The sequence below is a fragment of the uncultured Marivirga sp. genome, from assembly GCF_963974845.1.
Taxonomy (GTDB): Bacteria; Bacteroidota; Bacteroidia; order Cytophagales; family Cyclobacteriaceae; genus Marivirga; species Marivirga harenae.
Map to the genome: position 1 here is coordinate 206,489 of NZ_CAXBEQ010000003.1, position 20,376 is coordinate 226,864.

The window sequence follows — 20,376 nt, forward strand, 5'->3', positions numbered from 1 at the left end:
TCTAAGAAAATGAAGAAATTTATATATATAATTCTAGCAGGCTTCACCCTTTCATGTACTGATTTGGATTTAAGACCTGAGTTCGGAGAAACAGCCAATATAGCCTTTCAAGATGTTAAAAACTTGGAAAGGTACATGGCTAAGATTTATGCATCTTATAGTTTAACTGGTCAGCAAGGACCGGCAGGTGATGCTGATTTAGCATTGGTAAATGATGAGGGGTTTACTTCCTACATCAGAGCTTATTGGAAAGCTCAAGAATTAACCACTGATGAAGCGGTTATTGCTTGGCAAGATGCGGGTATTCAGGATTTAAATACTCATTCGTGGTCATCAGACAATCAATTCGTTAGGGTTTTGTATTACCGATTATTTTTGATCATTTCATATAGCAATGACTTCTTGGAGCAAAGTACAGATGATTTGTTGGCTGATTATGGATATGATGAGCAGGAAAGAGCATTGGCACAGAGCTATAGAAGTGAAGTTCGCTTTTTGAGAGCGCTTGCTTATTGGCATGCTTTAGATCTATTTAGAAATATACCGATTGTGACAAGTATTACTACTGATTTTCCTGTTCAGGACAATCCAGAGGAGGTTTTTAATTTCATAACAGATGAGTTAAGTGCCATTGAAAATGAATTGCCTGATCCTCAGCAAAATGAATATGGTAGAGCTGACAAAGCTGCCCTGTGGATGCTGCAAGCAAAATTATATCTTAATGGAGAGGTTTATACTGGTACAGACTATTATACTGAAGCAGTTACAGCATTAGAAAAAGTATTAAATGGCCCATATTCCATTGAAGGAGATTATCAATTGAATTTTAGAGCAGATAATCACACAAGCAATGAGCTGATTTTTACTTTACCTTCAGATGGTATCCAGACCCAAGGATATGGAAGTACAACGTTTTTAATCAACGGTTCAATGGGCGGTAATATGGTATCTGCTGATTACGGTACTAGTGGAGCTTGGGCAGGTTTAAGGACTACTAAAAACTTGATTCAATTGTTTCCTGATGAAACAGGTGATATTGATAATAGGGCTATATTTTTCACTGATGGGCAGTCTTTAGAGATCGCTGATTTAACCGTTTTCACGGAAGGCTATGCAGTTCCAAAATATACAAATTTGACCACCGATGGAGAACAGGGAAGTAATACTGAATTCGCAGATACTGATTATCCCATGTTTAGATTAGCAGATGCGTACTTAATGTATGCAGAAGCTGTTTTGAGAGGTGGAGGCGGCAGTGAAGCCACAGCTTTAGGCTTCATTAATGAACTAAGACAAAGAGCTTATGGTGATAATTCTGGGAACATTGCTGCAGGAGATTTGACATTGGATTTCATCTTGGATGAAAGAGCTAGAGAATTATATTGGGAAGGTCATAGAAGAGCTGATTTGATTCGATTCGGTCTTTATACAGGCGGAGAATACACTTGGCCATGGAAAGGAAATAACATTGATGGTACTTCAATTAGTAATCATTTAGAAATATTTCCAATTCCGGCTACTGACCTGGCAGCTAATCCTGAACTAGAACAAAATGATGGATATTAATTAAAGTTTTTCTTCTTCATAAACAACTATAAAACGAAAATGCAGGGGGCTTTGCTCCCTGTTTTTTTTAAATCAATATCATATTTCCTACATTACATGCTAAATTATCAAATCAGTTTGTGAGCTCATCAAATCATAAACATTAAAACCGCTTTCTCTTTTATATTTGTACCATTATTGTCATTTTTGGATTCTAAAATAAAATTAACTCACTAAAACATAAAAACATGGCTAAACCAGGAGTATTATCCGGAGAAGAAATGATGAACCTGCTTCATCATGCGAAAGACAATAAATATGCAATGCCTGCAGTAAATGTGATAGGAAATAATTCTATCAATGCAGTTTTGGAAACTGCGAGAGAAGTCAACTCTCCTGTTTTTATTCAATTTTCCAATGGAGGTGCGGTTTTTAATGCTGGTAAGGGGTTGTCAAATGAAGGGCAAAAGGCAGCAATTGCAGGAGCAGTTGCGGGTGCTCATCACGTGCATTTAATGTCTAAAGAATACGGTGTTCCAGTAATTTTGCATACCGACCATTGCGCTAAAAAATTATTACCGTGGATTGATGGATTATTGGAAGCTGGAAAGGAATTCTATAAAACTCATGGAAAGCCATTATTCAGTTCTCATATGATTGATTTATCTGAAGAGCCGTTGGAAGAAAACATTGAGATTTGTAAAAAGTACTTGAAACCAATGGCTGAAATGGGAATGCATTTAGAGATTGAGTTAGGTATTACAGGCGGTGAAGAGGATGGTGTTGATAATACAGGAGTGGACAGCAGTAGATTATACACGCAGCCGGAAGAAGTTGCTTATGCCTATGAGCAGTTAAAAGAAGTGAGCGATAATTTCACAATTGCTGCGTCTTTCGGCAACGTTCATGGAGTTTACAAGCCAGGTAATGTAGAATTGCGTCCTGACATCTTAAAAAATTCTCAAGATCATATCCAAAAGAAACATAATACAGATGATAAGCCAGTATTATTCGTATTCCATGGTGGTTCTGGTTCAGAACCAGAAAAAATTGAAGAAGCTATCGGATATGGAGCAGTAAAAATGAATATTGATACAGATATGCAGTGGTCATTCTGGAATGGAGTAAGAAATTACTATAACGATAACGAAGATAGGTTACAACAACAAATAGGAACTTCTGAAGATCCTGATGCTCCAAATAAGAAGTTCTATGATCCAAGAGCTTGGTTAAGAAAAGGAGAAGAAAGTATGGTTGTACGTTTGAAGCAAGCTTTTAAAGAATTGAATTGTATAAATAAATTGGCGTAATTGATAGAATCTAGAGTCTAGAACTTACAGCCTAGAATAAAGGATTAAAAGCACAGGCTTAGAGCTTGTGCTTTTTCTATTTTTATAGAGCTGAATTTTAGATTTACAATTTTAGAACATAATTCCAGGCAACTTTTCTTATTTTTACTATACTGAAATTCTACAAAGATTATTTAATTCGCAGCCTTATGAATTCCTTCAAGACTATTTTTTATCTTATTTGTTTGTTAAACTTTACCGCCTGTAATAAGCCAGATATGAAAGAAAAAAAATCCCAAGCAGAAGCAGATTTTCCTAATGGAGTGGCTTATGAGATCTTCATCCAATCTTGGGCAGATGGTAACGGTGATGGAATCGGGGACTTTAAAGGCGCTACTCAGAAGCTTGATTACTTACAGGACTTAGGGATTTCAGCAGTTTGGTTGATGCCTATTATGCCTTCGCCCAGTTACCATAAGTATGATGTAACAGATTATAAAGCCATTCATCCTGATTATGGTACCATGGAGGACTTTAAAATTTTCCTTTCAGAGGCGCATAAAAGAAATATCAAAGTGGTGATAGATATGATTATTAATCATACCGCATCTGATCATCCATGGTTTCAGGAAGCTAAAAAAGGTAGTGATAACCCCTATAGAGATTATTATGTTTGGGCAGATCGAGATAGTATAGCAGATCAAATTGCTAAAAAAGAAGTAACCCAAGATTCTGATAATATCACCCAATGGCATGCTGTGAATAATCAAAAAAATGAAAAGCATTATTATGGTTTCTTCTGGGGCGGCATGCCAGATTTAAATTTTGATAATCCTAAAGTAAGGCAAGAAATATATGATATAGGAAGATTCTGGCTGGACGATATAGGAGTGGATGGATTTCGATTGGATGCGGCCAAGCATATTTTTCCAGATGATCGATTAAAAGATTCCTACAAATTTTGGCAAGAATACAGAGACGAGATGCGTAAGATTAAGCCGGATGTCTATTTGGTAGGAGAAGTTTGGTCTTCATCTGAAATCGTAAAAGAATTTGCTAAAGGTCTGCCAGCGCTATTTAATTTTGATTTAGCTGGCAGCATACAGCAGTCAGTTATCCAAGGTAAAAATGTTGCAGCAACTATTGAAGGACCTAAATGGGTGAATCTAGAAAATGAGGATTTGATTAGTCGTTTGATTAAACAAAGGGAAGTTTTTAAATCTGCTACGGATGATTATCAAGATGCTATTTTTCTAAGTAACCATGACCAAAACCGAGTGATGAGTAATTTTAAAGGAGATATTACTAAAGCTAAAACGGCAGCTTCCATTTTATTAACATTGCCAGGTACTCCGTATATTTATTACGGGGAAGAAATCGGGATGTTGGGCAAAAAACCCGATCCTAATATCAGAGAACCATTTTTATGGATAGATGCCAATAGTGATACTTTGAGAACGAGTTGGATGGATCCTGAATTTACCTCAGATGAAACAGTGGGTCCAGTAAGCCAACAAGAGGAAAATGCTAATTCCTTATTAAATCATTATAAAAAGTGGATTCATTTACGAAATCACAATGAATTACTGACAAAAGGCAGTATCGAAGAATTTGAAAATCAGAATAGAAATCTTTTGGCATTCACTAGAGCTATTGATGATGAGAAACTGCATGTTATCCATAATTTATCATCGAAATCACAAACTTTGAAAGTTAGTCCGAAGACGTTTGTTTACGGGCAAGAAAATTTGGACAATGGGAAGCTTAAAGCTAGTCAATCAATTATTTTCAAATGAAGAAATTCCAGCTAAAAATAGAACCCAGAACCACTGATTTTGATGCCTTGGGACATGTAAATAATGTGGTTTATCTCCAATGGGTGCAGGATGTTGCCGAAGCGCATTGGAAACATATTTCCGGTCAAAATGATGATGAAGTCAATCTTTGGGTAGCATTGAGGCATGAAATTGATTACAAAAAGGAAATTAGACCCGATGAGCCAATTATTGCTGAAACGTGGGTGGCTTCCATGGAAGGGGTGAGATCAGAAAGAATGACGCGAATTTTTAATCCTGAAACAGCCCAGACCAAAGCAGAAGCTAGAACTTTTTGGTGTTTATTGGATGCAAAAAGCAAAAGGCCAAAGAGGATTCCTGAGGAAATGAAAGAAAAGTATAAAGCCCGATAAACCCCAATGGGGGAACAATACAACGGCTAAATTATGAAGATGGAAATGATATTAATAGCTTTGATCAGCCTAAAGATGGAAGAAAGATTTTATAATAGTAACTGGCATGTAATACTATGGACTCAAGCATAAAAGCACGAATTAATCTAGGATCTAGATTCTAGACTCTAGCTTCTAATATCTAATTCGTAACATTTTAATAAGTGCTAAGTTTATAATTCAAAATAAAGAAAAAACATGATTGCAATACTCTCACCAGCAAAAAGTCTGGATTTTGAAAAACAATTTGATTTAAGAAGTACAAAAACACGCTTTAATGAGGAAACTCATCAATTAATAGAAGTGCTCAAAACGAAATCAGAAGAGGAAGTTCAGGACTTGATGAGTATTAGTGATAGTTTGGCAAAATTAAATGTGGAGCGATATGATAATTTTAAAAAGCGAACTCCAAAACATGCCAAACAAGCTGCGCTAGCCTTTCAAGGAGATGTTTATCAAGGTTTGGTAGCTGAGGATTTTACTCAGGAAGAACACGATTTTGCCCAACAACATATCAGAATTTTATCTGGTTTGTATGGTTTACTTCGACCTTTAGATTTAATCCAGCCGTACAGATTGGAAATGGGTACTAAATTGGAAACGGATAAAGGCAATAACCTTTATGAATTTTGGGGAGATAAAATCACCGACCAACTCAGAAAGGATATCAAATCACAGGGCGATAAAATATTAGTCAATCTGGCTTCGAATGAATATTTTAAGTCTGTCAATATAAAAGAATTGAAAAAGGATTACCAAATCATTGACGTGGAGTTTAAGGATTTTAATAATGGGAAATATAAAATTGTTTCCTTTTTCGCAAAGAAAGCCAGAGGATTGATGGCCAGATATATTGTTAAAAACCAGATTGGCAAAGTAGAGGATCTAAAAGCCTTTGATTTGGATGGTTACGCCTTTGATGAAAAAGATTCAACAGATAGCAAATTAGCTTTTAAAAGGGGATAAAATATATTTGTTTAGTTCCAACTCAAACTACTTGGCTCAAACCTGTATACATTTCCTTAAATTATTTTAATATATTTAAGCTTCTTTAAAATCTTAACATCATGCAAAAGCTCATTACTTTACTATTGGCCATAATAATATTTCCTGCCTTTAGCTACTCACAAGATTTACACAAAATTGCTTTACAAAAAGCTGATATTATTGAAGGCAAGGTAGTAGAATGGAGGAGGTATTTTCATGAAAATCCAGAATTATCCAATAGAGAGTATGAAACTGCTAAAAAAATAGCAGCGCATTTGAAAGATTTAGGTTTAGATGTTGAAACCGGGATTGCTCACACTGGTGTTGTAGCTATTTTAAAAGGAGGGAAGCCAGGGCCAGTAGTCGGATTAAGAGCTGATATAGATGCTTTACCAGTTACTGAACGAAATGACTTGTCTTTTAAATCTGAAGTCGTTACTGAATATAACGGTCAGGAAACAGGAGTAATGCATGCCTGTGGTCATGATACACATATCGCTATTATGATGGGCGTTGCAGAAGTATTCAGTGAGATAAAAGAAGATATTCCTGGCACCATAAAGTTTATATTTCAGCCCGCGGAAGAAGGTGTTCCTGCCGGAGAAAGGGGAGGAGCCAAAATGATGGTGGAAGAAGGTGTGCTGAAAAACCCTGATGTAGAAGCTATTTTTGGTTTGCACATTAATGCCGGAACTACAGTCGGACATATTAAATACAAAACAGAAGGCATAATGGCTGCTTCTGATCGATTTACAATCAACATCAAAGGTAAGCAAGCTCACGGTTCTACTCCTTGGGCTAGTGTAGATCCAATTGCTGTTTCAGCTCAAATCATCAACAGTTTGCAATATATTGTTTCTAGAAACTCAGAGTTGACTAAAGAAGCAGCTGTGGTGACAGTAGGAATCATGAAAGGAGGTAACCGATTTAATATTATTCCAGAATCAGCCATGTTGGAAGGAACAATCAGGACTTTAGATGAAGGTATGAGAGAAATGATTCATGAAAAAATTAAATTAACCGCTACTAATATTGCTGAAATAGCCAGGGCAACTGCGGATGTAGAAATAGTTGAAAATGCGCCATTAACCTATAACGACATTGATTTAACCAATCAGATGGTGTCATCTCTCCAAAAAACAGTAGGAGAAGAAAAACTGCATGTAATGAAGGCCATTACTGGAGCAGAAGATTTCTCATACTTCCAAAATGAAATTCCAGGGCTATATTTCTTTATCGGTGGGAAACCGGAAACAGAGTTAGAAGGACAAGCTTTAGGAGGTCACCACACCCCGGATTTCTATATTGATGAAAGCGGAATGCTCACAGGAGTGAAAGCATTTATCAATTTGACTTTGGATTATATGGAGGCGGATTGAGACACTACGGGCTTCTTGCTCCAAACTTCTAGCTTCTGTACTGAAACATCTTAATCTCCTCGCCATCGTGCGTATGATATTTTCCCATTAAATTTGCAGTGAGGCAAGAATGAATGGGAAGAACGTACAGCAGATCTCCTATCTTAATAGAATCAAAAGCTTCATCAGGTACATGAATTGTGCCGTGCTCTTGGGAAAGCTTTTTGACAAACCAGCCATTCTTAGGATTGCTCCAGCTATGCTCTCCTGATTCTGCAATCAGACCATAAATAGTATTGCCATCTTTCTCTATTCGATCTTTGGAGAAATGAATGGCACCCCCATAAACAATCACTTCATTTCTATCGGGATGTTTGGCCACTACCGGACAGGCCATAGCTACGGCTATATCATCATATCTGCAAGAACCAATTTCTGCTTGCATCACATCATAGAATACAAAATTACCAGGGCGCATTTCGTCTATACGATCGAAGTTTTCGCATACACTACAAGTAGGAGTGTCTCCATTTGAAATGATCAAATCCGGGAATTCTTGACTAAAATGCTCTTTCAACTTCATCATTTTTTCTGAAGTATAATCATGGATTTTACCAACCTCTTTTCTGCCTTTAGCCTGATAAGTATGTCCGGCATGCTGTAAAAAACCTTTTATGGTAATGAGATTATTACTTTCCAAAGCTATAAGGATGTCTTCAATTTCCTCATAATTTTCAGCACCAAGGCCTGTTCTATGGTAACCTGCATCTATTTTTAAAAAAACACCAATAGGATGCACCAAAAAGTCATTCAGTGCTTGAACAGTTGCAAGAGATTCAACGCATAAATTCAATTTTATCTTTCCTGCTAGATCGTTAACTGTGGTATGTTCCAATATATTTAAGGGAAAAGCCACAGTAATATCTGTCCATCCTGCATTGAAAAAATACTTTGCCATTTCTAAAGAGGAGACAGCACATTTGTTGATTTCATACTCCCTAAACCATTCTCCAATTTGTTGCGATTGATGAGTCTTGAAATGAGGCCGAAGTTCACAATTGAATTCTTTGGCTTTTGCAGCCATTCTTTCAATATTTTTACAAACAATATTTTTATTTAGTAATAATGTTGGCTTGGTGATATTCATAATTACTCTTTTTCCAAATCGATTAACTCTCCACCATTACTAACGGAAACATCTACTCCTGGATTACCAGTGTAGAGAATCCTTCCCGCATTTTCAATGCTGCCTTTCAGACTATCTTTTACATTGACAATAATATCATTATAACCTCTTTGTAGTACTGTAGCCCTATTTGCTACTAATTCGCTACAATCAAACTGTCCATCATTAAAATAAGCTGCAATTCTTAAGCTATTTGCTTTTCCTGATACATTAAAATTCGTTGAAGAATTGCTTGATATGTTGGTGTTATTATTATTGATGTTTAAATCAACTTCATTGCTGGCATCTTCAATTCTTAATCTTAAATCATTTCTAACTGTATCTGGAGCTGAAATGTCTCCATCACTCAAACATAGAATATTGATAGTACTTTTATTAGTGAACCATTTTAATTTTGGTTTTTCAAAATCTCTGGTCCAACCACAGGAATTCTGGTTGAAAAAGCTAAGGGAGTCATTTTCATTTTCCATCTCTATTTTGGAAATCAAATTCTCGCCATAAGTTAATTCAAAGAATTCACGATCCGTTTCCACTATTTCCAATTCAATATCATCATAAATTAGGAGTTCATTAAAACTTCCAAAGTCATTAATTCTAATAGTAATTTCTTCTCCTGATTTTTTGAAGCAGTCAAAAGCTTCTTCAGAATCGCAAGCTGAACCAATAGTGATGAACAAAAATGCAAATACTAGTACGATATTTCTTCTTAAAATCTCCATCCAATTCCTATTTCTGCCTGTTCAGCGGTTGCTGCATGTGTTTTCAAAGCTACTTGTGCCAAAAAGTTTTCATGAAATTGATATTTCAAGCCATAGCGTTGGTAAATTGGCATATTTAATTTACTAGGATCATAAATGTACAGACCCAATTGAGTAATAAATCCTAGCTTTCCAAATTTCAACTCATGACCAATGAGTAGACCTAGACGCCTAAAGTCACGTATTTCTTCATTACGATTAATCCTAAACCAACTGGTTCTGATTTGTTCTTTTAAAGCATAACTATGAAAATATTCTAGGCCCAGTCCCCAATCGCTTTTAGCATTAACAAATTTTTGGCCGAACAAAAGGAGGTTGAAAAAGGGCATTGGTTTCCTTACTTGCAAAGTTCTGGTATTTCTTCCTCCACTTAGTAAGAGATATATTTGATAGGGAGGTGCATCTAAAGGCTTGATTTCGCGGGACTCATCTTCATTTGCAGATTTGATTTTATAAGATAAACCAATATTAGCTGTAATAATATTAACACCCCTGTTAGGGGCTCTTTGTGCTCCGTTGCTACTATGTGTAATGTTGAGATTCGGTGTAAAACTTATGTTTTCATTAAACTTTATTTCATAAGTTAATCTAGTTTGTAACAGATAAGTAATGGTGCTAGTCACCATATTGTTCTGGTTATTGGTTTCCCTGTCATAAGGATTTGTACTAAAAACCAATCCTGTACCAATGCGAAAATATAAGGCAGTATTTTCAGTTCTGCGAAGTGGTAAATCCATTGCTGCACTTCCCACCACTAAATGACCTAACTTTGGATTGTGTAAATTGTAATATGACAAGCCATAGCTGACCAAAGGTTTATTGTACAGGCTTTCCCATTCTCTTTTCCCATTTAGCTTTTGCTGCAAACTGAATTCAATTCCAGTGGGATGAGAATTGGCTAAATGACTCACGTATTCATTATGCTTGAGAATAAAGCCTTTAATGACTTGACCATTAAGATACCAATCATAACTTTGCGCTATCGTTGAAAAACTACAAAATAGTATGAGTACAGCAAGAATTAACTTTTTCAATATGTAAAATAATTAGACTGCAACGACTGCTTTAATATGTGGATGACATTGGTAGTCCACTAATTCGAAATCCTCAAATTTGAAATCAAATATGCTTTTAACATCTGGATTGATTTTCATTGTAGGAAGAGGGAAGGGCTCTCTGGAAAGTTGCAATTCTGTTTGTTCCAAATGATTGGAATATAAATGCGCATCTCCTAGCGTATGGATGAATTCTCCAACTTCTAAATCACAAACCTGAGCCACCATCATAGTTAAAAGTGCGTAAGATGCAATATTAAAAGGCACTCCCAAGAACACGTCTGCCGAGCGTTGATATAGCTGGCAGCTTAACTTACCATTCGCTACATAAAATTGAAATAGGGCATGGCATGGTGGTAAAGCCATGTTCGGAACATCAGATACATTCCATGCACTTACCATAATTCTTCTCGAATTAGGAGTATTTTTGATTTGATCAATTATTTGACTGATTTGGTCAATATGCTTTCCATCTGGTGTAGGCCAATTTCTCCATTGAGAACCATAGACAGGCCCTAATTCTCCATTTTCATCTGCCCATTCATCCCAAATCGATACGCCATTTTCCTTTAAATATTGAATGTTCGTTTCCCCTTTTAAAAACCAAAGCAATTCATGAATAATGGATCTTAAGTGCAGTTTTTTAGTAGTCACGACTGGAAAACCCTCCGATAAATCAAAACGCATTTGATACCCAAAAACGCTGATTGTACCGGTCCCGGTTCTATCGCCTTTTTGTGTTCCATTATCTAAAATGTGCTGCATTAGGTCGTGGTACTGTTTCATTTTGCTTTGATTTAATTGCTGTGTATTGAAATAATTTTTAAAGTTAATAAATGGCTGAAAATTACCTATGAAACATCATATAATATAATACAAAATGTGAAATTGTGACCAGTATCAAACGGGCAAATTCAATTCTATTTCTTTGTGATTTTTCTGTTTTAGTATATAGAAAATAGAATACTGCATAATAGGGGAGTGGCAATGCAATAAATGCCATTTCAGGAATTGGAAGTTTGCCCATTATGATTATTACCGCTGGGATCCAATAGATAAATGATGAAAATCGTTTTACTCTCTCTAAATCCATTTTCTTTAAAGTTTTTCGTATATAATAGCTGCGCCCTGGCCTACTCCTACGCACATAGTCGCCAATCCGTATTTAACATCACCTCTTTTTTGCATTTCATGTAAAAGTGTAGCTGAAATTCTAGTTCCGCTAGCACCCAAAGGATGACCTATTGCAATAGAACCACCATTGACATTTATGATATTTGGATTTAAATCCAAATCTTGTATGCAGGCAATAGATTGAGAAGCAAATGCTTCGTTCAATTCAATCAGATCAATATCCGATACCCTAAGTCCGGCCCTTTTCAATGCTTTTTGGGTAGCTGGCACTGGCCCTATTCCCATGGTATCAGGACTTACTCCTGCGATTGCCATGCTCACAACCCTCGCTATTGGTTTTAAATTGAATTTTTTTAATGTTTCCTCATTTACGATTAGGCTGGCGGCCGAACCATCATTTACGCCACTAGCATTTCCTGCGGTAACAGAGCCGTCCTTTTTGAAAGCAGGTTTTAATGAAGCTAATTTTTCAACAGAAGAGAGCCTTGGGTGCTCATCTTTATCGAATAATATATCATCTGTTTTTCTTTGAGGAATAGACACTGGAACTATTTCATTATCGAATTTTCCTGCTTTGTGTGCGGCATCATACTTAAGCTGGGAATTATGTGCAAATTCATCCTGTGCATCTCTGCTAATCTTCCATTTTTCTGCAACGTTTTCTGCCGTTTCACCCATTGCAAAAGGATAATGAATTTCTGCTAACTTGGGATTTATAAATCTCCATCCAATAGTGGTGTCGTAAACTTCCTGGACTCTGGAATAAGCTGTTTCTGCTTTTGCCATTACAAAAGGAGCGCGAGTCATGCTTTCAACCCCACCGGCTATAAATGCATCACCATCGCCTAACATGGTGGCCCTACTGGCGTCCATAATGGACTGCAAACCCGAAGCGCATAATCTATTGACAGTTATCCCGCCAACTTCTAAGGGTAAACCAGCCATTAATCCAGCCATTCTCGCCACGTTCCTGTTGTCTTCCCCTGCTTGATTGGCAGCGCCAAAAATGACATCCTCCAGTAATGATTTGTCAAAATTAGCTTGTCTTTCCAGTAGGCTTTTTATGATGTGTGCAGCCAAATCGTCTGGTCTTATACTACTTAAAGTGCCTCCGAATTTGCCAACCGGAGTTCGGGCTATATCTACAATGTATGCTGTGTTGATCATTTCCATAAATTTATAAAAGCGAAATTAAGCTTTTTAATTTCAAGCTAAAAATGAGAAGTGAAAATGTTATTCTTGTTGACACTTTTAATTATAAATCTAGTCAAATAGAAAGGGCAGACTGCTTGCACAATCTGCCCAATTCATCATCATCCATCATTTAGGGTCATCACTCCCCAAATATTTTTAGTTTTATCTTAAGCTTTTATATAAATCAGGACATTTCCCTCTATATTGTTTGCTTGGGTCTTTTCCTTTCCATTGAAATCGGTAAGACATTGTGAATTCGTTGGTGGCCCCGTAATTAATTTGTGCATTTTGTAAGCTGTGGTCGTAGCTATATCCTAAATTGAATTGTTGATAGGAAAAACCAATGGTAAAAACCATTGCCTGCTTCAGTCTGTACCATGTTCCTAATGTCAGGAAGTTGTTACTCCAATAGCCACCTACATTTAAATATTCCATAGCCGCTTGGTTTTCGTAAACAATAGATGGCGTGAGGGAATAAGCTTTTTTGCTGTAAGAATACTTTTGAAATCTATAAGCGATATGAGCAGAATATCTTCTCGGTAAAATAGCATCTGATTCTGGATTAAATCTTTCTTGAGGAGTGTTGATATGAGAAATATTTAATCCTGCCACTAACTTGTCTGTTGCATATACAAAACCTACACCAATATCCACCATATTGGTTCTGGACTGACCAAATCGTTCGGCTGTTGGGTAGCGGTCACTGCTACCTGCGCTAAGTTGATCTTCAAAAGTTAGGCCGCTCCAGTCAAATGATTTTTGAAAATAGTTTAAGGAAATACCACTACCGATTACAGCTCTATTATTTAATTCTATTCTGTGGGATAAGGTAGTACCTATTGCATTATTTTTGATGACCCCGTCCATTTGCTGGTCGTTAAGTGCATGTATGGCTAGACCCGATTGTTTGCCCAAAGGCGTATCAAATGAAAAATAAGAGGCGTTATAAGCCTGCAAGTTGCTCCATTGTTGTCTGTGGGCTAAAGTTAATCTGGGATTTCCTTCGGAACCTGCCAAGGCACTATTCAAATAAATAGGGTTGGCGTAAAACTGTGAGAAATAAACGTCTTGGGCTTTTGAATTCATTTTGAATCCTAACAAGAATGCTAAAATGGTCGGAATGATGAATACCTTTTTCATTTTGATTTATTTTGATGAATGATATTACAAATATGCGGGACAGTATCATCCTATAAATCGGCAGAAAACGGAAATAATAATTAGGGGAAATACTTAGGGGAGAAAAGAAACCTGAAATCTGAATGTAAAATGACAATTCTAGAATTTATGTAAAATAGTCTTTCTTAGGAGTGATAAGGAAGCATTATTAATCAGCTACCATATTTGATTTGTTTTTTCTCTCGACTTTAGTATGTTCTCTTGAAAAAGGTAATTAGGGCATTAATGACCTAATCAAATGGTAAACTTAAAGCAATCTACTTAACTTACCATCCTTCATTTGATGTCGTTCATCCGAAATAGCAGCAAGGTCTTTGTTATGCGTAACGATTACAAACGCCTGCCCAAATTCATCGCGTAATTTCAGGAATAGTGAATGAAGCTCTTCAGCATTTTTAGAGTCTAGATTGCCACTTGGCTCATCTGCAAATACGATAGACGGATTATTCATTAAGGCCCTCGCAACCGCCACTCTTTGTTGTTCACCACCACTAAGCTGACCTGGTTTATGATCTGCTCTTTTATCGATACCAAGAATTTTCATCAATTCTTTAGCTCTAGCTATCGAAGATTTCTCATCTATTTTGGAAATATAGGCGGGGATTAAAATGTTCTCTTCAGCGGTAAATTCAGGCAAAAGATTATGGAACTGAAAAATAAAACCAATGGAGCTATTACGGAAATTGGATAATTTACTTCCGGAAAGCTTACTAATATCATGATCATTGAAAAAAAGTTCGCCACTGTCGGCCTGATCTAAAGTTCCTAAAATATGTAATAAGGTACTTTTTCCAGCACCACTGGGCCCCACGATAGCATTAATTTTTGCTGCATCTAGCTTGAAATCAATACCGTCTAAGACTTTTAAGTCTCCGTAATGCTTTTGAATATTTTCAGCTCTCAATATACTCATGGCTCAAAGATAATGAAAACAAGAAATTTGAAATATGAAAGTTGAATTATCTGGAATATGAAAATAAAAAAAATTCAATCATCAGCATCCTATTTTAAATCTTGTTGTACAAAACCAACTTGAAAAGCTGCAAACCTGCAAAGCTGCTCACCTAAAAACTAATCCGCCTAAAAACCCCAACCCTTGCCCACCTCAATACATCAACACTTTTTCACTTGAATATTGCCAATTCTGGTTGAATAATAATATTTAATGCCGTACATTCGCACAAAAATTATCCAAGAATGAACATACACGAATATCAAGCTAAAGGAATACTTGAAAAGTACGGAGTAACCATTCAGAAAGGAATTGTTGCCGATACACCGGAAGAAGCTACTGAAGCTGCCAAAAAGCTCAATCAAGAGACTGGTACTGAGTGGTATGTGCTAAAAGCACAAATCCATGCAGGAGGAAGAGGAAAAGGAAAAGTGAAAGAAACAGACTCAAATGGTGTTGTATTGGCCAAAAGCTTAGAAGATGTTGCCCCAAAATCTAAGGCTATCTTAGGTGGTACATTGGTAACTCATCAGACTGGTGAAGAAGGAAAAGTTGTCAATAAATTATTGATAGCTCAGGATGTTTATTATCCTGGTGAAAATGAGCCAAAGGAATATTATGTTGGTATATTACTAGACAGAGCCAAAGGATGTAATGTAATCATGGCATCTACAGAAGGTGGAGTTGATATTGAAGATGTTGCAGAAAATACACCAGAGAAGATTATTAAAGAGTGGATCGACCCTAGAGTTGGTTTACAAGGATTTCAGGCAAGAAAAGTTGCTTTTAAGTTAGGCTTGGAAGGGGATGCTTTCAAAAATATGGTGAAATTCATTCATTCACTATACAATGCTTATGATGCAACTGATTCATCGATGTTTGAAATCAATCCAGTCCTTAAAACTTCTGATAATAAAATTTTAGCAGTTGATGCAAAAGTGAATTTGGATGATTCTGCATTGTTCAGACATAAGGATCTTGCGGAAATGCGTGATAAGTCAGAAGAAGATCCGGCTGAAGTTGAAGCGGCTGAATCAGGCTTGAATTATGTAAAATTAGATGGTAATGTGGGTTGTATGGTAAATGGTGCCGGACTTGCAATGGCCACTATGGATATCATTAAACTATCAGGTGGTGATCCTGCTAACTTCTTGGATGTAGGGGGAAGCGCAAATGCGCAAACTGTTGAAGCAGGTTTTAGAATCATCTTGAAAGACCCTAAAGTTGAAGCTATCTTGATCAACATCTTTGGCGGTATCGTTCGTTGCGATAGAGTGGCTAAAGGCGTGGTAGAAGCTTATAAAAACATAGGAGACATTAAAGTGCCAATCATAGTGCGTTTACAAGGAACAAATGCAGAAGAAGGCGCAAAAATCATAGAAGAGTCAGGTTTGAAAGTTACTTCTGCCATTGTATTGAAAGATGCAGCAGAAAGAGTAAAAGAAGCTCTAGCTTAATTACGAATTATGAATTGAATAATTACGAATTACGAATGGCAATACTAAAATTCGTAATTCGTAATTCACTAATTCTTAATTAGAAATGCACCCGTAGCTCAACTGGATAGAGTATCGGATTTCGGCTCCGAGGGTTGGGGGTTCGACTCCCTTCGGGTGTACTATTTCATAAGTAAAGTCTCTCAAATTAATTTTTGAGAGACTTTTTTATTTTAGTATTTTTTAAAATAAATTAAGCTTCATTTAGTGCTTAATCATCTAATCTCCGATGCCATGCAGGTAATATAAACAAATCCACTTTCCTAGTTGTTTTCATCGCATTAGTAAGAATATATAAATAATGCATAATGTTCAAATTTATATTTATCAGTTTAATCCTATTTACAATGCATACCAACATAATCTTTGATTTCGATTCCAATAAAGATATAAATACCTGGAGTGTAGTGGATGATGCCGTAATGGGAGGGATGTCAAATGGAACTTTTCAGTTATCTAAGGATGGTCATGGAGTGTTCACTGGATATGTAACTACGGAAAATAATGGAGGTTTTTCCTCTGTTCGATATGAGTTTGAAAAGATGAGTGTGGAAGGCTATGAAAATGTGGTGATAAAATTGAAAGGTGATGGAAAAGATTACCAGTTTAGAATAAAAGCTAGTAGAAGCGATTACTATTCCTACATTAGGGAATTCTCTACCACAGGTGAATGGGAAGAAATATCAATCCCTCTCAGTGATTTTTACCCTTCTTTTAGAGGTAGGAAACTGAATATGTCTAATTTCTCTAGGAACTCAATTGAAGAAGTCGCCTTTTTAATTGGGAATAAGAAAAAGGAGAGTTTCCGCTTAATCATTGATAAGATTGAGTTGAAGTAAAAGCAATAGAATTAAATCTTTTGGTTCTACATTATCCCTAGGATCAACCCAATAATCAAAGAATTCATCCCTAAACCCACTCTGGTCTTAGGGTCTCCATAAGGCCAAAACCTTTCCTTTCCTATAGAAATCCCCAACAAAAACGATTATCTTGGCGCCTTGCACCTGGACAACGGCAATTTGGATTTTATGATGCACCAAGAAGGACTGCTCATTCTTGCTGATGAAGCATTACCTGGGAACTGGTCCATATCTTTAATGAAGTTATGTTTAATATAATCGAGACTTGCTTGCTTTATAATTCAATTACTCCCTCCATATATTGAATTGCTTTTCCTTTGATCAAGACTCTATCGTTTTGTAATTCACAAATTAATTGGCCCTCTCTTTCTGAAATTTGATGGGCACTAAAATGAGTTTTATTTAATTTTTCTGCCCAGAAAGGAACAAGCGTGCAATGAGCCGAACCCGTGACAGGATCTTCAAAGATAGTGGCTTGAGGTACAAAAAGACGAGAAACAAAGTCTACTTCACTGCGATCAGCTCTAGCAGTTACAATTATTCCTCCGGGATCAATATTGATTTGGTTTAATAGCTGCTGATTGGGTTTTAGGTTACGTATTTCTTCTTCACTATCGTATAATAATAAATAATCACGTGCTTTCCATACCTCCTTAGGTTGTATGTTTAAAGAATCTGAAATGATAGTAGGAAGAGAAGACGGTGCTGCTGGCCTAGATGGAAAATCTAATTCGTAAAACTTTCCTGTTCTTTGAACCTTCAAGGTGCCGCTTTGGGTTTCAAAGGTTATGGAATCCAGAGCTGTTTCAATATGGTTCATGATTACAAAAGCTGATGCTAAGGTGGCATGCCCGCACAAGTCCATTTCGAATTCAGGTGTAAACCATCTTAATTGGTATTGGCCTGACTTAATCTTTACAAAGAATGCTGTTTCAGCTTGATTATTCTCGATAGCTATTTGTTGGAGTACCTTATCATTTAGCCAATTCTCCAGCGGACAAACAGCAGCTGGATTCCCCCCAAATAATTGATCAGTAAAAGCATCAATCTGATAAATCGGAATTTTCATTATTTACCTGTTTTTAATAGGTGATTATACATACAATTATTTGTTTCTTTCCCCACACTGCTTGAATTACTTTGCCTAAGTTATTGAGCAAGTTTTGGCAAAGGAATCTCATTCCATTATCTTTCTCTTGGATTAATATCCACGTATAGTTCTAGATATTTATTTTCTATTACAGGTTTATAGATTTTGCTATCCCTAGCGGGATGCTTTTTAAGCATCTCTTTTGGTCTTGTAGGCCGCTTTTCAAAACCTCCGCCACAATTAGGACAGACATTCTGCAGAACATTTTCGACACAATCTTTACAGAATGTACATTCATAGGTACATATCATTGCCTCGCTACTATCGTTTGAAAGTTGTTTGTTACAATTTTCACAATTCAATCTTATTTCTAACATAAGTTATTTTTTAGGTTGACCAACATATTGGTTCGTGCTTTCAGTTGGAAAATTTATGAGCTCTTTGTCTCAGTTCTTACTATTCTATTCACTCCAAATCCCATTTTTAAACAATTGAAACCACTTTTCAATACTGCTTTCATAAAGTTCAATAAACTCAAAAACATGTTTTGAAAACTCAATCGGAGCGATGCCATTGGCTGTAATTATATTGTCATCAGTAACTGAAAGTGTATTTTGATAATTTTCATCTCCCTTGTATTTTGGGGCACTTGATTTCAGATAGTAAAGATCATTGCTGGTATGTTTTATACCATTTAATATGCCCAATTGACCAAGGAAAGTAGTCGCCCCACATATTGCAGCAATAGGCTTTTCAGCCTCGATTAGCTCTACTAGCATTGCTTCCAGAGCATTATTAGATCCCTTTTCCCAAGCATCACCTCCGGGTAGCACTAATAGGTCAATGTCTTCAATAATTAGATTTTCTAGCGAAATGCTGGGTTGTATTTGAAGCCCCCCTGCAGAAGATACCATGCTACCGGACTGAGAAAAGTAAACTAAATCCCAATCCTTGCTTTTCTTTAACTCAGGAGTTAAAAATGCAATCTCCCAATCTGAATACCCGTCAAATAAAAATATATATGCTTTTTTCATTTCTTGATCTATTTTATTTCATAAAGTACTGCCAATTTGTTAAATGCTTATTTTTAATCCTACACTGATTTAGATTAGCGCTCATGGCCATAGATGATTTCGACCTGAGGGAACATTTCATGAAAACTTCTTAACTGATTTAAGCTGTTTACTGCAGCTTTTTGATCATCCACCCATCCTGGTTCTATATTGTTTTTAAAGCCGTACTTAGTATGACTGGCGTCACCGGTTAAAAGTATGGAACCTTCTGTGGTATTTAATAAATACGACAGATGACCTTTAGAGTGACCAGGTGTATGAATTGCTAATATTGATCCATCACCAAATATATCCATTACATAATCAAAAGGTTTTTTGCTGAATCCTTCCGCCCAATCCATTTCGTAAAGTATTGATTTAGAAGTTAGATGGTTGGAGCTATATAAAAAAGGTAAATCGAGGTATTTATCTCCTTTTCCAATGTATTTAGGTATAGAACGATCAATCTCGGGCATTCCAGCAGTATGATCTCCATGTAAATGCGTAAAGAATATTCCTTTGATCTCTTTGTTTTCTCTTTGTAATTGTGCGCCAATATTCTGACCTGAAGTCTGTTTTGACTCGATAATATAATTAGAGGCCAAAAATCCGTTAATATTACCATCCTTTTGGAAGGAACTATCTAGTCCCGTATCAATAATGTACCAGCCTCTATCTTGATGATGGAACATGAAAACAAATACATCTACCCATAAAAACTCTTTTAATTTACTTTTATCGTCTAATTTATCAGTATTTAACATCCCACTGCGAGGGACTTTAACAGACCCTGTTTTAAGTACTTTAAATTGATCGATGGCTGAATTATTAGCTAATATTTCTCCCCAGGCTTTCTCGGATAACTCGGTGGCAGGAAGCTTATAATTTTTTCTACTCGGGTTTTCTCCACTGTTCAAAATAAACACTAGATTGATAGCAATAACTACTACCGATACGATTAGCACAATTAATGATATTCTGTTTGTCTTACTCATAACTTTGTATTTTCTTTTT

Annotated in this window: 19 protein-coding genes and 1 tRNA gene; 9 read left to right on the forward strand and 11 right to left on the reverse strand. The window is 36.3% G+C overall.

What is annotated here, in order from left to right:
• Positions 1-9: 9 nt before the first annotated feature.
• The 6 genes from AAC601_RS08510 (at position 10) to AAC601_RS08535 (ending at position 7,427) form a co-directional block, all read left to right on the forward strand.
• Complete coding sequence (locus AAC601_RS08510) at positions 10-1,566, forward strand: RagB/SusD family nutrient uptake outer membrane protein (RefSeq protein WP_303268734.1); 1,557 nt, start codon at positions 10-12, stop codon at positions 1,564-1,566.
• 227 nt (positions 1,567-1,793) lie between these two features.
• Positions 1,794-2,855 carry a class II fructose-bisphosphate aldolase gene (gene fbaA, locus AAC601_RS08515; protein WP_303268737.1) on the forward strand — a complete coding sequence of 354 codons (1,062 nt, stop codon included), beginning with the start codon at positions 1,794-1,796 and terminating at the stop codon, positions 2,853-2,855.
• A 257-nt stretch (positions 2,856-3,112) separates the two neighbouring features.
• On the forward strand, positions 3,113-4,630 hold the full coding sequence (locus AAC601_RS08520) for an alpha-amylase family glycosyl hydrolase (RefSeq protein WP_303268739.1): 1,518 nt from the start codon (positions 3,113-3,115) through the stop codon (positions 4,628-4,630).
• Positions 4,627-5,022, forward strand: a complete 396-nt coding sequence (locus AAC601_RS08525; RefSeq protein WP_303268741.1) for a thioesterase family protein — start codon at positions 4,627-4,629, stop codon at positions 5,020-5,022. Before AAC601_RS08520 ends, AAC601_RS08525 begins: the two co-directional genes overlap by 4 nt.
• A 237-nt stretch (positions 5,023-5,259) precedes the next feature.
• Positions 5,260-6,027, forward strand: a complete 768-nt coding sequence (yaaA, locus tag AAC601_RS08530) for a peroxide stress protein YaaA (RefSeq protein WP_303268743.1) — start codon at positions 5,260-5,262, stop codon at positions 6,025-6,027.
• 101 nt (positions 6,028-6,128) lie between these two features.
• Positions 6,129-7,427: an amidohydrolase gene (locus AAC601_RS08535; protein ID WP_340153011.1), complete on the forward strand. Its 1,299-nt coding sequence runs from the start codon at positions 6,129-6,131 to the stop codon at positions 7,425-7,427.
• Between the two features lie 28 nt (positions 7,428-7,455).
• Here the strand turns inward: AAC601_RS08535 and AAC601_RS08540 are convergent, their stop codons facing one another.
• From AAC601_RS08540 to AAC601_RS08570, 7 genes are all read right to left on the reverse strand, one after another.
• Positions 7,456-8,553: an alanine racemase gene (locus AAC601_RS08540; protein ID WP_303268747.1), complete on the reverse strand. Its 1,098-nt coding sequence runs from the start codon at positions 8,551-8,553 to the stop codon at positions 7,456-7,458.
• A gap of 2 nt (positions 8,554-8,555) precedes the next feature.
• A complete protein-coding gene (locus AAC601_RS08545; protein WP_303268748.1) occupies positions 8,556-9,311 on the reverse strand; it encodes a DUF2807 domain-containing protein in 756 nt (251 codons plus the stop codon).
• A complete protein-coding gene (locus AAC601_RS08550; protein WP_303268750.1) occupies positions 9,299-10,384 on the reverse strand; it encodes an acyloxyacyl hydrolase in 1,086 nt (361 codons plus the stop codon). The genes AAC601_RS08545 and AAC601_RS08550 overlap by 13 nt, the downstream gene beginning before the upstream one ends.
• Positions 10,385-10,396: 12 nt before the next feature.
• Complete coding sequence (locus tag AAC601_RS08555; RefSeq protein WP_303268751.1) at positions 10,397-11,191, reverse strand: thymidylate synthase; 795 nt, start codon at positions 11,189-11,191, stop codon at positions 10,397-10,399.
• Between the two features lie 312 nt (positions 11,192-11,503).
• Entirely contained in the window at positions 11,504-12,703 is a 1,200-nt protein-coding gene (locus AAC601_RS08560; RefSeq protein ID WP_303272106.1) for an acetyl-CoA C-acyltransferase, read from the reverse strand.
• Between the two features lie 192 nt (positions 12,704-12,895).
• On the reverse strand, positions 12,896-13,873 hold the full coding sequence (locus tag AAC601_RS08565) for a PorP/SprF family type IX secretion system membrane protein (RefSeq protein ID WP_303268752.1): 978 nt from the start codon (positions 13,871-13,873) through the stop codon (positions 12,896-12,898).
• A 286-nt stretch (positions 13,874-14,159) separates the two neighbouring features.
• On the reverse strand, positions 14,160-14,819 hold the full coding sequence (locus tag AAC601_RS08570; RefSeq protein ID WP_303272107.1) for an ABC transporter ATP-binding protein: 660 nt from the start codon (positions 14,817-14,819) through the stop codon (positions 14,160-14,162).
• Between the two features lie 290 nt (positions 14,820-15,109).
• Between AAC601_RS08570 and sucC the strand changes: the two genes are divergently transcribed.
• The 3 genes from sucC (at position 15,110) to AAC601_RS08585 (ending at position 17,199) form a co-directional block, all read left to right on the forward strand.
• Positions 15,110-16,321 (forward strand): ADP-forming succinate--CoA ligase subunit beta, encoded by a 1,212-nt coding sequence (sucC, locus tag AAC601_RS08575; protein ID WP_303268754.1) that lies wholly within the window; start codon positions 15,110-15,112, stop codon positions 16,319-16,321.
• An 87-nt stretch (positions 16,322-16,408) separates the two neighbouring features.
• Positions 16,409-16,482, forward strand: a tRNA-Arg gene (locus AAC601_RS08580).
• A gap of 225 nt (positions 16,483-16,707) precedes the next feature.
• The gene (locus AAC601_RS08585) at positions 16,708-17,199 is read left to right on the forward strand and encodes a CIA30 family protein (RefSeq protein WP_303268755.1); all 492 of its coding nucleotides are present in this window, start codon (positions 16,708-16,710) and stop codon (positions 17,197-17,199) included.
• A gap of 295 nt (positions 17,200-17,494) precedes the next feature.
• Here the strand turns inward: AAC601_RS08585 and AAC601_RS08590 are convergent, their stop codons facing one another.
• From AAC601_RS08590 to AAC601_RS08605, 4 genes are all read right to left on the reverse strand, one after another.
• Complete coding sequence (locus AAC601_RS08590; RefSeq protein ID WP_303268756.1) at positions 17,495-18,289, reverse strand: PhzF family phenazine biosynthesis protein; 795 nt, start codon at positions 18,287-18,289, stop codon at positions 17,495-17,497.
• A gap of 116 nt (positions 18,290-18,405) precedes the next feature.
• Positions 18,406-18,687, reverse strand: coding sequence for a DUF1272 domain-containing protein (locus tag AAC601_RS08595; protein ID WP_303268757.1), 282 nt, complete (start codon positions 18,685-18,687; stop codon positions 18,406-18,408).
• Positions 18,688-18,771: 84 nt separating this feature from the next.
• Complete coding sequence (locus AAC601_RS08600) at positions 18,772-19,344, reverse strand: type 1 glutamine amidotransferase family protein (RefSeq protein WP_303268758.1); 573 nt, start codon at positions 19,342-19,344, stop codon at positions 18,772-18,774.
• Between the two features lie 74 nt (positions 19,345-19,418).
• Positions 19,419-20,357: an MBL fold metallo-hydrolase gene (locus tag AAC601_RS08605; RefSeq protein WP_303268759.1), complete on the reverse strand. Its 939-nt coding sequence runs from the start codon at positions 20,355-20,357 to the stop codon at positions 19,419-19,421.
• Positions 20,358-20,376 lie beyond the last annotated feature (19 nt).